We start from the raw sequence: 13964 nt of genomic DNA, 5'->3' as shown, positions 1-13964 counted from the left end.
ATGATGGAAAAAACAACTCTAAAAGCCGCTATAACTTACGAGAGTAAGTTAGTAAAAAGAAACTGGTTATTTTACCTCTTTGTCCTCGGGACATTAGGGTATATATTAGGTGACACCCTCCTGGATATCATTGATTATGAATATATCCCATGGCGTAAATTTATATTCGCATCTTCTTTTCCTTTATACGGATATTACTTTTTGAGCCTGATCCAATCGATAATCGTCACATTTATCGTCTGCGATATCCATAGGAAACGGAAAAAAGCCGAAACCCGGGAAGTGCTTTCTGCACGGCCCATCGGTAACGGGCAATCCTTTCTCGGGGAATTTTTGGGTATTCTTATCCCGTTCCTCACTATAGATGTCATCTTTGGAATTATCCTAATGTCTACGGGAATATTAATACCGGATTCTCCCGTTAACTTGTGGATAAATCTTTTTTATCTGCTCACTTACGTGTTGCCCACGCTTGTTTTTATTACCGGGTTATCCTTATTGGTAAACAGGTTAGTCAGGCACTCCTTGGTCAGCTGGCTTATCCTGATCGTTTTTCTCTATTTCGCGTATACTTACCTGACGACGCCTCTTCACGGGATATTCGATTTCCGGGGAAGTTTGCTTCCGAACTCTTTTTCCACCTTAGTCGGGTTCATGCATATAGAGAATTATCTGCTCCAGCGAGGTGCAGTCCTGTTATTCGGAATAGGCCTGCTCTATTTTGCCGTCCCCTTCACGAAAAGACAACCCGATACCCCCGGTAAAAAATGTCATTTAACCGTTCCGGCTTTCCTGTTTTTAATACTTGCCGTGGGACTCGGCGTTATATACGTTACCAACTTCCAAAGCCGTTTGAAAAACAGGATCGGGTATCGCGAAACTTTCGTGAAATACGATGAACATCCCAAGGCTCGTGTAATTGAGCACGATATCACCTATCGACCCGGGGGAGATAAATTCTCGGCAACAAGCCGGATGAAAATCCAAAACCGGAAAAAAACAACCATGGAGCAGCTTCTGCTCTTCTTAAACCCGGGATTAAAGATCGACAAGATCGAATCCGGGGGACAAAACCTTCCCTTTCACAGGGATAGGCAGGTGATCGTCATCGAGCGTCCCCTGGCTCCCGGGGAAAATATCGAGTTGGAGATCGCGTACGGGGGAACGATCGACGAGGATATATACCAGGTAAACATCCCCGACGACGAATTTTTCTCTCTCCGCAATTGGGCGGAGGGCGAAAACTATGGCAACCGTACGGCTTTCGTATCGGATAAATACACCTTGCTCCTGCCGCAAGTGATGTGGTACCCGATGGCAGTTCCCCCTGTCTGGTTGCAGGCATCCAAAGAGACCGATTTCACGGATTATACCCTCCATGTCAAAAACCCGGGCGAGATGACCGTTTTATCGCAAGGCAAACCGACGAGAGAGGGCGACAACGTCACGTTCAACAATTTACAAAACCTGACCGGGTTAACCCTCTGTATCGGGAATTACGAGAAAAGGGCGATCACGGTCGATTCCCTTACCGTCGAATTGTACACCTACCCGGGAAATAGTTTCTATATGAAATATTTCGACGAATGGGAAGCCTTGAAAAAAGATAACCCGGACCGGGAGAAAAATTTAAAAGAGATTTTTTATGAATGTAAAAAACAAATCGAATACAATACTCCTATCCCTTACCCCTTTAAATACTTTAAATTGATCGAGGTTCCTTCCTCCTCCTATTTTTGGACCAACAAAACTTCGTTTAGCGATAACAATTCGTTTAGCGATAACATCCAACCGGAAATGACTCTTTTCTGGGAACGTTTATGCAGAGCACAATCAAGTCATCCCGGTACTTTTTCCGAAGATTCTAATCAAGACGAAAGCTTGGAGGAATACGTTCTGTACCGCCAAATGCCCGCTTTTCTTAGTAGGATAGGAATAAAAAACATTTTCTCGAATTACAATAGCAGCCTCACGTCCGATTCGTACCAGGGTATAGAATTGATATTCAAAAATATGATAAACCCGAGACAATCGGAATGCAAAATAAGTCCGAAAATATTAAATCATTTTGCAGAGAAGGGGTTGAAAGGAATTATCGCGGAAGGGCATAGCGAGCAACAAAGCGCCATTATTTCGTTAAAAGTTTCGCATTTGTTAGGCTACCTTGCGACAATCACCACCTGGGACTCCTTAAACCGCTTCACGCGGGAATTTAACGAGCGTACCCGCTTCCGGGAAATTGACTTCGACTCGTTCTTAGAGGAATTCGAGCAACGTTTCGGGCAGAACATCAAGGGGTACATGGACGAGTGGTACACGAGTCGCCGGATACCCCTGTTAACGATAAAAGACCTCTCCCTTAAAACGACGGGAAAGACACGGATCATCGATTTCAAGGTGGGCAATATCAGTGAAACGGACGGTATCGTTTCACTCCTTATAACTGACATGTACGGTGGAATAACCGGATACGACCGAAATTACCTGATCAAACCCGGAGAATTCAAACGAATCGTCATTCATGAAAACATCGAACACCGTTTAGAATTGACCACCAACTTTTCGGGCATTTTACCCAATGATAACATTTTATTTTCCCCGGGAGAGTTTCCCTTCTCAGGTCCCGTACCGAAAGAAGGAGTCACGCCGATCGATAGAAATGAATTCTATCCCCCGGGAGAGATCATCGTCGACAACGAGGACGAGAATTTCCAGTTGATCGATTCGGCAAACAACCGAAAACGATTAGCCGATTTGATCAGAAACGAGGGCGATCAGGAATACGTCGACCCACGCAACCTTAAAGCTAACGCTTGGAATCCTATATTAGAAAAAGGAATGTACGGCGATCGTACCCGTAGTGCGTTTGTAAAAAAAGTCGGTACCGGCCAATTCAAAGCCGAATGGACTGCCAACCTTCCGGAAGCCGGAAAATACGAGATATTTATCTATCGGCCTCATTACACGGCATCAGGAAGAGATATATACACAACCTATTACCCGGGAATGAAAAATTACTATACCGTCTACACTCCAAAAGGGAAAGAGGAAATTATCTTAGAAGTTCAAGAAGGAAATTTCGATTTGTCAAACCTCTACCTCTTACCGGAAGAAGAAGCCTGGATATCGCTGGGCAAGTTTACCCTGCCGGCCGGAGAATCCCGTGTCGTGTTGGATGACAGGGGAGTAGATCATCCTTTTACATCAGAGAAATATCGTTATTCATTTATGCAGCTCGTGATTGCCGATGCCGTTAAATGGGTAAAGGAAAAGTAAATGGATCATTGAAACTCCGGTAATCTTATGATTAAGAGATTAGGTGATTACCTCAATCTAATCTCTTAATCATTTTTATATCTACTTATTTGTACAGGTGTTCGCATCCTGTAATTACAGTAAAAAGATTAAATACCGATCGGAGAATTACCAGTTCCATATCCCTCGATCGCAGGCCAATTAGCTAATCCCTTGTTCGTTTTTTTATATTTATTCCTAAAATACGATAATACTTTTCAACCTTTAAAGTATTTTATATGTAGAATATAGTGTTTAACCATACTTTTTTTAGTTGGAATAGCGAGAATAACGATCCTACAATATCCTATCTTATGAAAACAAGCTCAATTCTAAAAAGCCTCTTATTCGGCATCCTATATTGGGGATTCGTACCTCCTGCTTCTGCTCAGCAAATATCCTATGATCGTATAACCCGAATCGATAGCATTCACCCGTTAAAAGATTCCATCCGTTCGGAAGAAAACTCACCTCTTCCGTTCTGCATCCGTTTTTCCCAAACGGATAAACAAAAAAAAGAGATTATCCGGATATATATCCAAGAAAAAACGGCCACGGCATGGAATACGTTCATTTATGAAGAGTACTGTGATGTCATCAGTATTTTCCGGAAATATTATATACCGAGAAAAGGAGAATTCCAATTGATTGTCGAATACAAACTTCCAAACGGTAAAATAGAAAATTATACCTCTTCCATAAAGTCATTAAAAAGCATCGAAATCGTCCTCGATGGAAAAAAAAGAACGATTAGAGAGAAAAAGTTATAGTCCTTTTTAAGAAAGGATACCTCTCCTGTTCATCGCGTTAAAATAAAAAGGTAAAATCCCTTTCAACGATCAAAAAAAATCAAATAATCGAATACAAAGATTGAAATGTTTCCTCATCCCAATAAAAATGGATATAGGAAGCTAACACGTGTTTATAATGATACATCGGCGTGTCCGTTTCCCGCCCTTTAGCACTATATGCTTTTCCAATCGTAGGGATAAGCCGATCTCCGGACACGACCCGGGAATAATGGAATTCATGCCCCCGGAACACCATACCGTCGATCTCTATCCGCCGATATCCCAATTTCAAACCCATCTTTTCCATGGTCGCCCTATGTTTCAAAAGTCCTGCCATAGGGTATACCTTTCCGTCCATACCCGAAATAGAATCACAAAGATACATCATCCCCCCGCATTCGGCAAAGACTTTTCCTCCACTCTCCCCATAATCCCGAATCGAAGCCAACATTTCCCCGTTGGCAGATAATTCGGGCAAATAGTACTCGGGATATCCGCCGGGTAGATAGACAAAATCCGATAACGGCAACTCCCGGTCCCGCAAAGGGCTGAAAAAAGTAACTTCACCCATCCGTTTCAATACCTCCATATTTTCACGGTAAACAAAGTTAAAGGCCTCGTCCATGGCAACAGCGATCCTCAACCTTTCGGTTACTCTCCTCTCACTAACGGCAACCGCTTCAAAAGCCCTTTGCGTCAACTCCAATAAACGATCCACATCCACTGTCCGCGTGATAACCTTCGCCACCCGGCCGGCAAAAGCATCAAAATCGAACGTTTCATCAAGAGTTAACCCCAAATGCCGGGAAGGCACCTCAAAATCTTCCTGTTTCGGGAGGTATCCCAAAGCTTCCATACCGACATCCCGACACGCTTGCTGCAGATAAGAGTAATGCATGGCGGACCCGACAAAATTAAAAACGACCCCCGCAACCTGCAACTTCGGATAAAAATGTTTAAAACCGTACAAAACAGGGGCTACAGAATAAGCCGTCGACCGGGCATTCAACAACAATATCACGGGAATATTCAACAAAGCGGCAATTTCTGCGCTACTCCCGTTCATGCCGTCATAACCGTCGAACAGGCCCATTACCCCTTCGGTCACGCATACATCCGAATGTTCGCCATAACGGGCATATACCTCCCGTACACGCTTTTCTGCAGCCATAAAAACATCCAAGTTCACCGATTCTTCCCCCGCTGCAATGGCGTGATACTTCGTATCGATATAATCCGGTCCGCATTTAAAGGGTTGTACGGCCAAGCCCCGATCCTTCAAAGCCCGCAACAAACCGATCGTGAAGGTAGTTTTCCCGCTTCCAGAAGAAGCCGCTCCGATTAAAAACTGTGATTTCCGCATTTGATCCGAATTAAAAGGCAAATATAGTGATAATTCATGATCGCGGGTAAAAAGATGGAGTGATTAAAAAATTTTGAGATTGAAAAGCACACAGGGACGGGTGCAACAGGTTATTTTCCTCTCGACCGGATATAGCTCTTTTTTATGCTCCGATTTAACTTGTCATTTTTTTCAAGTATTTTTTTATTTCAAATCAAAAAGTAATACATTTGCACTGTCTTTGGTGTTGTGTTGCATATCCGCTAACACACAAGAGGGAAGCCGGTTAGAATCCGGAACAGTGCCCGCTACTGTGATGCCCGGTCTTTTAAAAGAAGGACCAAAGAACAGATTCTTACACCACTGTCCGATTGCGGACGGGAAGGTATCGTTCTTAGGCGTAGTCAGGAGACCTGCCGAGACATATAGGTAATAACTATTCCCGGGGTCAGGAATAGAATTATAAACAGCTAAAAATTAATCATTGTAATGAAAAAGTTTGTTGTGTTAACAGCTTTGCTGTTATCGGTTGTCAGTGTTTCACTCGCCGGCATTACCCTAAAAGGAAAAGTCATCGATGCCAAAACCCAAAAAGCTCTCGCGGGAGCTAACGTGAGATTGATCGGCACGAATATAGGTATCGCAACGGATAACAAAGGAGAGTTTGCCCTGAAAAACATCGCGGAGGGGACATACATCCTCAGAGCCAGTTTTTCCGGTTATGAAACGGAAGACATAAAAGTAAACAGTAGCACAGAAGAGATCGTTTTCAAACTATCCCGGACGCCCGTAAACTTGAATCAGGTCGTTGTCACCGGTACGGGAACTCACCGCAGACTAAAAGACTCTCCCGTACCCGTGGAAGTTTTAAGCGGAACAGAAATAAGAAAAGCCGGAGTCACCTCCTTCGAGGACGCCTTATTATTATTAAATCCCTCTTTCAATATCCGTCCGACCGTCATGGGCTCCTATTTCACGATGAACGGGTTGGAAAACAAACATATTCTAATTTTAGTGGACGGGAAAAAAATGGCGGGAGATGTTTCCGGCAACACGGACTTGTCGCGTATTGATATGAGCCGGGTAAAACGAATCGAAATACTGAAAGGAGCAGCCTCTTCCCTCTATGGATCGGAAGCCATTGCCGGAGTTATCAATGTCATTACCGAGCAACCCAAAGAACCTATCAGCATCCAATCCAAAACCCGGTTCGGGGGAAAATCCAGTTTCGTCCAAAACGCCAGTTTAGACCTGAATTTCGGTAAATTTACCTCCTCAACCTCTTACCAAAGACGCCAATCGGACGGGTGGAAATTAAGTCCCTACGAAACAAGCGCAGATACGGTCATTCCTACCAGGAAAGAATCCGTCAACTCCTTTTTCTCCAATATCGTAAGCCAACGTTTCACTTACGAGCCGAACCAGAGGCTATCGCTTTATGCCCAAGGAAGCTATTTTGACCGAGAGGTGAACCGTCCCGTCCAACACAAGAAAAACGACGGAGGCTACACGTACGATTTGACCTATATGGATTACAATTTCGGTGTAGGAGGAAAATACCTGTTTGATAACAAAGCCTATATTGCTTTAGATTTACACATGGACAACTACGAGTATAACAAGCTTTATACCGTGGCACAGGTGGTCAAAAACGACACGACCTTCCGGGTTGGCGACGAAGAACTGACCAAACGTCAAAAGTACTATAATGCCAATCTGAGAAGCGTATTCCGGGTCGGTGATTTTAACAAATTCACCGTGGGTGCCGAATACGTGGACGACTACATGAAAAATCCCGGTAGCTTGGATGAACCTAAAGAGGTATATACACTCGCTATTTACGCGCAGGACGAAATACGTCTATGGGACAAACTCCAGGTCCTTCCCGGATTCCGTTATGTTTATCATGAAAATTTCAAAAACAGATTTACCCCGAAATTAGCCTTGATGTACTCTCTGGAAAAATTCAATTTCAGGGTTGCCTATTCCGCCGGTTTCAAAGCTCCGACCTTACAGGAACTCTATTATGATTACGAGAACCGGGGATCTATCACCATCGGGAATCCCGATCTAAAACCTGAAAAATCAAACTATTACAGTTTGAATGTCGAATATGTCGGAAGATTTCTGAATATCTCGGTAAACGGATATATCAATGACATCAAGGACATCATTGACAGTTACGAGTTGGAATTAACGGAAGAGGACAAGGAGAACGGAATCAAAACGAGGAAAATGTATCGCAATTTAGATAAAGCGCGTGCACAAGGGTTCGATATTTCCGTTAACAGTTATCTCGGATACGGTTTCTCCGCAGGCGGAGCCTACAATTGTGTTTATGCCAAAGACCGGAAAACCGGACACCGGTTGAACGAGGCCGTAAGACACGCGGCCACCTTCCGTGCCGGATGGATGCACGAATGGAACAAATACAGACTGAACGTAAATGTAAACGGAAGAATACAAGGACAAAAATACATCTATTCCGAAACAAAGGATAAAACGACGGGGGAACCTATCTATACGGACAAGAGCGCCCCGAAGTATCAATTATGGAACCTGGCAACTACCCACACTTTTGCTCCGGTAGGAAACTTCTTCTTTGAAGTGAACGCCGGAATAGACAATATTTTTGACTGGACGGACGATCGTCCGAACGGGGTAAATTACGCCACACTCAATCCGGGCAGAACCTTGTTCGCCAGTTTGATTATTCGTTTCACCAAATAACCCATCTCCCCGGAGATGTTTGAAAAACACATCTACCTTTTTTTAGAATTTTCGAACATCCCGGGGATTATCCCTTTCTTGTCATGAAAAACATATTAATTATCATCTTATTACTACTTTTCCACATAACTCTCTTCGGACACGGAGAAGGTTTTAAAGAATCCGACATCTTTAAAACAGTAGGGCCCAATGATAAAATCGCTCTTCTCATCGTACATTTCGGGACAACCCATGACGATACCCGGGCCTTAACCATCGACGCCATTAATCAGAAAATAAAAAAAGAGTTTCAAAATATTGAAGTCAGAGAGGCTTACACCTCCCGTATGATTATACGTCGTCTAAAAGAAAAAGGAGTTCGGAAACCAAACCCGACAGAGGCATTAAACAAATTGGCAACAGAAGGCTATACTCATGTCATCATACAGTCGACGAACATTATCGAAGGTATCGAAATGGAATCTTTACGTCGGGACGCAGCTCAATTACAATCCAAATTCAAGGATATCCGTATCGGAAACCCGTTACTCTACTCACCGGAAGACTACCTCAAAGCCATAAAAGCAATCGCCGCAGAATTAAAAGGAAAAACGAAAGGAGAATGCGTATTTGTCTGCCACGGAACCTATCACCCGGGAAATGCCTCTTACGGTATGCTTGATTACATGATGAAAGCAGAAGGGCATAAAAATTACCATATCGGGACCATTGAAGGCTATCCGACTTTTGAAAATGTATTGTCCGGACTTGAATCATCCGGAAAGAAAGAAGTTACCCTTATTCCATTCATGTTCGTAGCCGGAGATCACGCAAAAAACGATATCGCCAAAGAGTGGAAAGAAAAATTGGAAAAAAACGGATACCGGGTTTCCCTCTGTCTGAAAGGATTAGGTGAATATTCCCGCATTCAGGATATTTTCATCCGACATGCACGTTACGCGGCTACCCACAAAAAAGAAGATATCGTAACCAAGAAAAAGAAATACGAAATATCGGACGATATCGAGTGATGGAAGAATTAAGAGATAGAAGGATTGGGAGATTAAGAGATTGAAAAGATTGACGATTGTAAAGAAGGCAAGAGCAAAACTCAATCAGAAATCATTTATACCCTATGGGCTTTTAAAATTTTATCGATTTGAAGAACCTTATGGATTCTATGAAAGTGAAATAAAAAAAGTAACTTTGTTCCGGTTAAACAATTCAAATATGAATAACGGAAAAATATACGTAGCGGGTATCGGTCCGGGAAGCGAAGAAGATATTACGCCTGCCGTACGGACAGCCATAGCCGATTCCGACGTTGTTATCGGCTATAAATACTACTTCAGATTCATTCAGGAAATTATCGGCAGTCACGCAGAATGTATCGACACGGGAATGAAAAAAGAACAAGATCGGGCAGCAGAAGCTTTCCGGCAAGCTCAAAACGGGAAAACAGTTTGTGTGATCAGCTCGGGGGATGCCGGCATATACGGTATGGCTCCCCTTATTTTGGAAATGAAAAAAGAGTTAAACAGCGACATCGAAATTGAGATTCTTCCCGGCATCAGTGCCTTTCAAAAGGGAGCAGCTCTTTTGGGTGCACCGATCGGACACGACTTCTGCATCATCTCCCTTTCCGATTTGATGACCCCTTGGGAAAAAATCGAAAAACGAATAACAGCTGCTGCCGCTGCCGATTTCGTCACAGCCATATATAATCCGAAAAGTGAAGGCCGTTACTGGCAACTTCATCGTTTAAAGGAGATCTTTTTACAGTACCGCCAACCGGAAAACCCGATCGGGTTTGTCCGTCAAGCAGGCAGAACGGAACAAAAGACAAAAATAACTACCCTTACCGATTTCGACCCGGAAGAGGTCGACATGTTTACCATCGTCATTATCGGTAATTCTCAATCCTACGCGTGGGACAATCACATCATCACTCCCCGCGGCTACTATCGGGATCAAGAATCCGACACCGAGATGAAAATAGGGCAAGAGATCATGATTCAAAGTTTCCGTACCATAGCCTCGGAACTAAAGAACAAGGATATACCTTTGGACCGGAAATGGGCATTATTACACACGATCCATACCACAGCCGATTTCGATATGGAAAATATCTTTTACTCCGATCCCTTAGCCGTGGAGAAATTGTACCAAAATTTCAAGGAGAGAAAGATCCGGACCATCATTACGGATGTTACGATGGCTGCATCGGGTATTCGAAAAGGAGCTCTCGAACGTTTAGGAGTATCCGTAAAATGTTACCTGCATGACGAACGAATCGCTGAAATGGCGAACCAGTTGAATATTACCAGGACACAAGCCGGAATCCGGTTAGCAGCAGAAGAACATCCTGAAGCTTTATACGTTTTCGGAAATGCCCCCACCGCCCTGATGGAACTCTGTTCGTTAATCCGCAAAAAGAAAGCCCGTCCCGCAGGAGTTATCGGAGCACCCGTTGGATTTGTCAATGTACGGGAATCCAAGCATATGCTTAAATCATTCACCCGTATACCCAAGATTATCATAGAAGGACGTAAGGGAGGAAGTAATCTTGCCGCTACAATTGTCAATGCCATCCTTTGCTTCGACGATGCGTCGCAATTACGTCCCGGAAGAGATTTATAATTTCAGACACCCTATTGGCGTTCTGTGTGTATTTCATTTTTAATTTTATTCTTATGGAATTTATTGTAATCGGATTGGACGACAACAAAGAACCGGATTTTAACAAGCATATCCGTTCGCTCATCAGTAGTCATTCTGTTTTTTCCGGAGGGAAACGACATCATGAACTCGTTAAGAAGTTGCTTCCGCCCGATTACACTTGGATAGATATAACCGTTCCCTTGGACAATGTATTCCGACAATACGCCTTATGGGGGGAAATGGTTGTTTTTGCTTCCGGTGATCCTCTTTTTTTCGGGTTTGCAACCACGATCCAGAAACGATTGCCTCAGGCAAAGATCATACTATACCCCTGTTTCAATTCGTTACAAACCCTGTCACACCGCCTGCTTCTGCCTTACCACGACATGCATACGGTCTCTCTTACAGGGCGCCCATGGCATGAATTCGACAAAACATTGATTGAAGGAAGGAAAAAGATAGGTATTCTGACCGACCGTGAAAAAACGCCCCCTGCCATCGCCCAACGCATGCTTGAATTCGGATATGCCAACTACCAAATGACCGTCGGTGAATTACTGGGAAATACAGAAGAAAGAATACGGAGGTTCTCTTTGCCGGAAGTCTGCGAACAAGAATTTCAATTCCCCAATTGCATCATCCTCGAACAGACCTATCCCCGAGAACGACCTTTCGGCATCCCGGAAGAGGAGTTCCATCTGCTGAACGGAAGAAGCAAGATGATCACGAAAATGCCGGTTCGCTTACTATCTTTAAGCATGTTAGATCTCCGATCCCGGCAACATTTATGGGATATCGGATTTTGTACCGGTTCCGTATCCATCGAAGCTAAACTACAATTTCCCCACCTTCATATTACCGCTTTCGAACAACGACCGGAAGGAGAAGAACTGATGCACGCCAACTGCCAAAAGTTCGGTACCCCGGGAATCGAAACCATCGCAAAAGATTTTACCACGGCAGACCTGACAGGCATCCCTTATCCCGATGCCGTTTTTATCGGCGGACACGGGGGAAAAATGAAGGAGATCTTACATATCCTAAGCGAAAAGATCGTTTCGGGAGGCCCTGTCGTATTCAATTCCGTCTCGGAAGAGAGCAATCGATTGTTTACCGTCACGGCGGAACAATGTGGTTTTACGATCACCAAACGACACCGTATAACCGTCGATCAACATAACCCGATAGAAATTATTCAAGCGACAAAAAACAGTTAATCATATGAATTCGATAGCCATCATCATAGCCTCGGATCAGGGAGCCGAAACGGCTCGGATCATCCGCCGGGAGATACCAAACAGCGAAATATTTTCATCGATAGAACGAGAAGGATGCACTCCTATCGACTCCATCGCCACATTTACCGCGGTTCATTTCCATGATTTCGACGCTTTCCTGTTCATAGGAGCTTTAGGTATATGTGTTCGGACCATAGCCCCCTGTATCCAATCCAAATACAAGGATCCTGCCGTGATCAACATAGACGCCGTAGGGAAACACGTCATCTCGGTTTTGTCAGGACACGTGGGAGGTGCAAACGAGTTAACCAAGCGCGTAGCGGGAATTATCGGCGGAGAGGCTATTATTACCACGCGGAGCGATAATACTAATCTATGGGCTCTCGATACCCTCGACCGCCAATTCGGATGGAAAGTGGAAAAAACACATCCGATGAACGAGATCATCGCCGCCTTTGTAAACAAACGCCCGACGGCCCTGCTGTTGGATATTAGAGACAAAGGCACAAACTATTTGGAACATACCTACCCTGAACATGTAGAACTATTCTATCGATTCGAAGACGTTCCTCAAGAACGCTTTCACTTGTTGATCGCCGTCACTCCCCGCGTTTACAATTTTTCCATACCGACCCTTACCTTCCGACCCCCCGTCCTCCACATGGGAATAGGCTGCAAAAGAAACGCTCATCCGGAAGGAGCGTGGGAATGGATAAAAAAAGATATGACAAACAAAGGCTTATCTCCTTTATCTCTAAAAAGCATTTCCACTATCGAACTAAAAAAAGAGGAGCCCCTTATCCGGGAAATCTCCCGACAAACAGGACTTCCTCTTACCGTATACGCGACAGAAGACCTACGAGGCATAGTGGTTCCCAATCCTTCCGAAAAAGTTTTCGAAGTTACCTCTGTTTACAGCGTGGCAGAAAGCACAGCTTTGAAAAGTGCCCGCAACGAACAGCTACTTATTGAAAAACAAAAAATGTCCCTTCTTGAAGGGAGCCATTTTACATACGCCATAGCATGCGATGCCCTTGCGGAACGTAAAGGTTTCATAGAAATTGTAGGCGCCGGACCCGGGGATCCCGAATTAATTTCCGTAAAAGGAAAGCGCTTCCTCGAACAGGCAGACCTTATTCTGTATGCCGGTAGTCTGGTCCCCGTGGAACTAACCTATTACGCCAAACCTGGAGCAACCGTACGCAGTTCGGCTTCTATGGATTTGGAAGAACAATTCGCAATTATGAAAGAGTTTTACGATAAAGGACTTTTTATCGTCAGGCTTCACACCGGAGACCCTTGCATTTACGGGGCGATTCAAGAACAAATGGCCTTTTTCGACGAATACGGCATGCACTATCATATTACGCCCGGAATCTCTTCTTTCCTGGCAGCAGCAGCAGCTTTACAATCCCAATTCACCATACCGGAAAAAGTACAGACCATTATCCTTACCCGGGGAGAAGGCCGCACCCCGATGCCGGAAAAAGAGAAACTACACCTGTTGGCCCGGTCACAAAGCACTATGTGTATTTTCCTGAGTGCTTCTATCGCAGAGCAAGTACAGAGTGAGTTGTTGGAACATTATCCGCCCACGACTCCGGTAGCCGCCTGTTACCATCTGACTTGGAAAGACGAACGGATTTACCGGGGAGAATTAAAAGATTTGGCCCGGATCATAAAAGAAAATCACCTGACTCTCACCACGATGATCGTTGTAGGAGAAGCTATCGATAACAGACAGGGACTTTCCCGGCTCTATTCGCACCAATTCAAACACCTGTTTCGCAAATAAAAAGCATCAATTGTAGATTGAAAATTTACAATCTACAATTATATGGTTTTAATAACACACAGAGACGGATATAATTTGCTAAAATAATAAAAGTAATTCCGCAATTATAAACTTCAAATGAATCAAATTTCAGA

Annotated in this window: 8 protein-coding genes and 1 riboswitch; of the genes, 7 read left to right on the top strand and 1 reads right to left on the bottom strand. The window is 44.0% G+C overall.

Going from position 1 to position 13964, the window contains the following annotated elements; all coding sequences use genetic code 11:
- Entirely contained in the window at positions 1 to 3276 is a 3276-nt protein-coding gene (locus NVS78_RS04090; RefSeq protein WP_286358046.1) for a hypothetical protein, read from the top strand.
- A 332-nt stretch (positions 3277 to 3608) separates the two neighbouring features.
- Positions 3609 to 4064, top strand: coding sequence for a hypothetical protein (locus tag NVS78_RS04085; protein ID WP_286358045.1), 456 nt, complete (start codon positions 3609 to 3611; stop codon positions 4062 to 4064).
- Positions 4065 to 4143: 79 nt separating this feature from the next.
- On the opposite strand, the gene NVS78_RS04080 is transcribed toward NVS78_RS04085, so the two are convergent.
- Entirely contained in the window at positions 4144 to 5448 is a 1305-nt protein-coding gene (locus NVS78_RS04080) for a cobyrinic acid a,c-diamide synthase CobB (protein ID WP_286358044.1), read from the bottom strand.
- A gap of 204 nt (positions 5449 to 5652) precedes the next feature.
- Positions 5653 to 5862, top strand: a riboswitch (cobalamin riboswitch).
- 54 nt (positions 5863 to 5916) lie between these two features.
- On the opposite strand from NVS78_RS04080, the gene NVS78_RS04075 reads away from it, so the two are divergent.
- The 5 genes from NVS78_RS04075 (at position 5917) to cobM (ending at position 13830) form a co-directional block, all read left to right on the top strand.
- The gene (locus NVS78_RS04075; protein WP_286358043.1) at positions 5917 to 8157 is read left to right on the top strand and encodes a TonB-dependent receptor; all 2241 of its coding nucleotides are present in this window, start codon (positions 5917 to 5919) and stop codon (positions 8155 to 8157) included.
- Positions 8158 to 8240: 83 nt separating this feature from the next.
- Positions 8241 to 9167 (top strand): sirohydrochlorin cobaltochelatase, encoded by a 927-nt coding sequence (locus NVS78_RS04070; protein WP_286358042.1) that lies wholly within the window; start codon positions 8241 to 8243, stop codon positions 9165 to 9167.
- Between the two features lie 199 nt (positions 9168 to 9366).
- Positions 9367 to 10776, top strand: a complete 1410-nt coding sequence (gene cobJ / locus NVS78_RS04065; protein ID WP_286358041.1) for a precorrin-3B C(17)-methyltransferase — start codon at positions 9367 to 9369, stop codon at positions 10774 to 10776.
- Positions 10777 to 10829: 53 nt separating this feature from the next.
- A complete protein-coding gene (gene cbiE / locus NVS78_RS04060) occupies positions 10830 to 12014 on the top strand; it encodes a precorrin-6y C5,15-methyltransferase (decarboxylating) subunit CbiE (protein WP_286358040.1) in 1185 nt (394 codons plus the stop codon).
- A gap of 4 nt (positions 12015 to 12018) precedes the next feature.
- Positions 12019 to 13830: a precorrin-4 C(11)-methyltransferase gene (gene cobM / locus NVS78_RS04055; protein WP_286358039.1), complete on the top strand. Its 1812-nt coding sequence runs from the start codon at positions 12019 to 12021 to the stop codon at positions 13828 to 13830.
- Positions 13831 to 13964 lie beyond the last annotated feature (134 nt).

This window comes from Gabonibacter chumensis, from assembly GCF_024741215.1.
In the GTDB taxonomy this organism is placed as follows: Bacteria; Bacteroidota; Bacteroidia; order Bacteroidales; family Marinifilaceae; genus Gabonibacter; species Gabonibacter massiliensis.
This window is presented reverse-complemented; position numbering and strand designations above follow the sequence as displayed.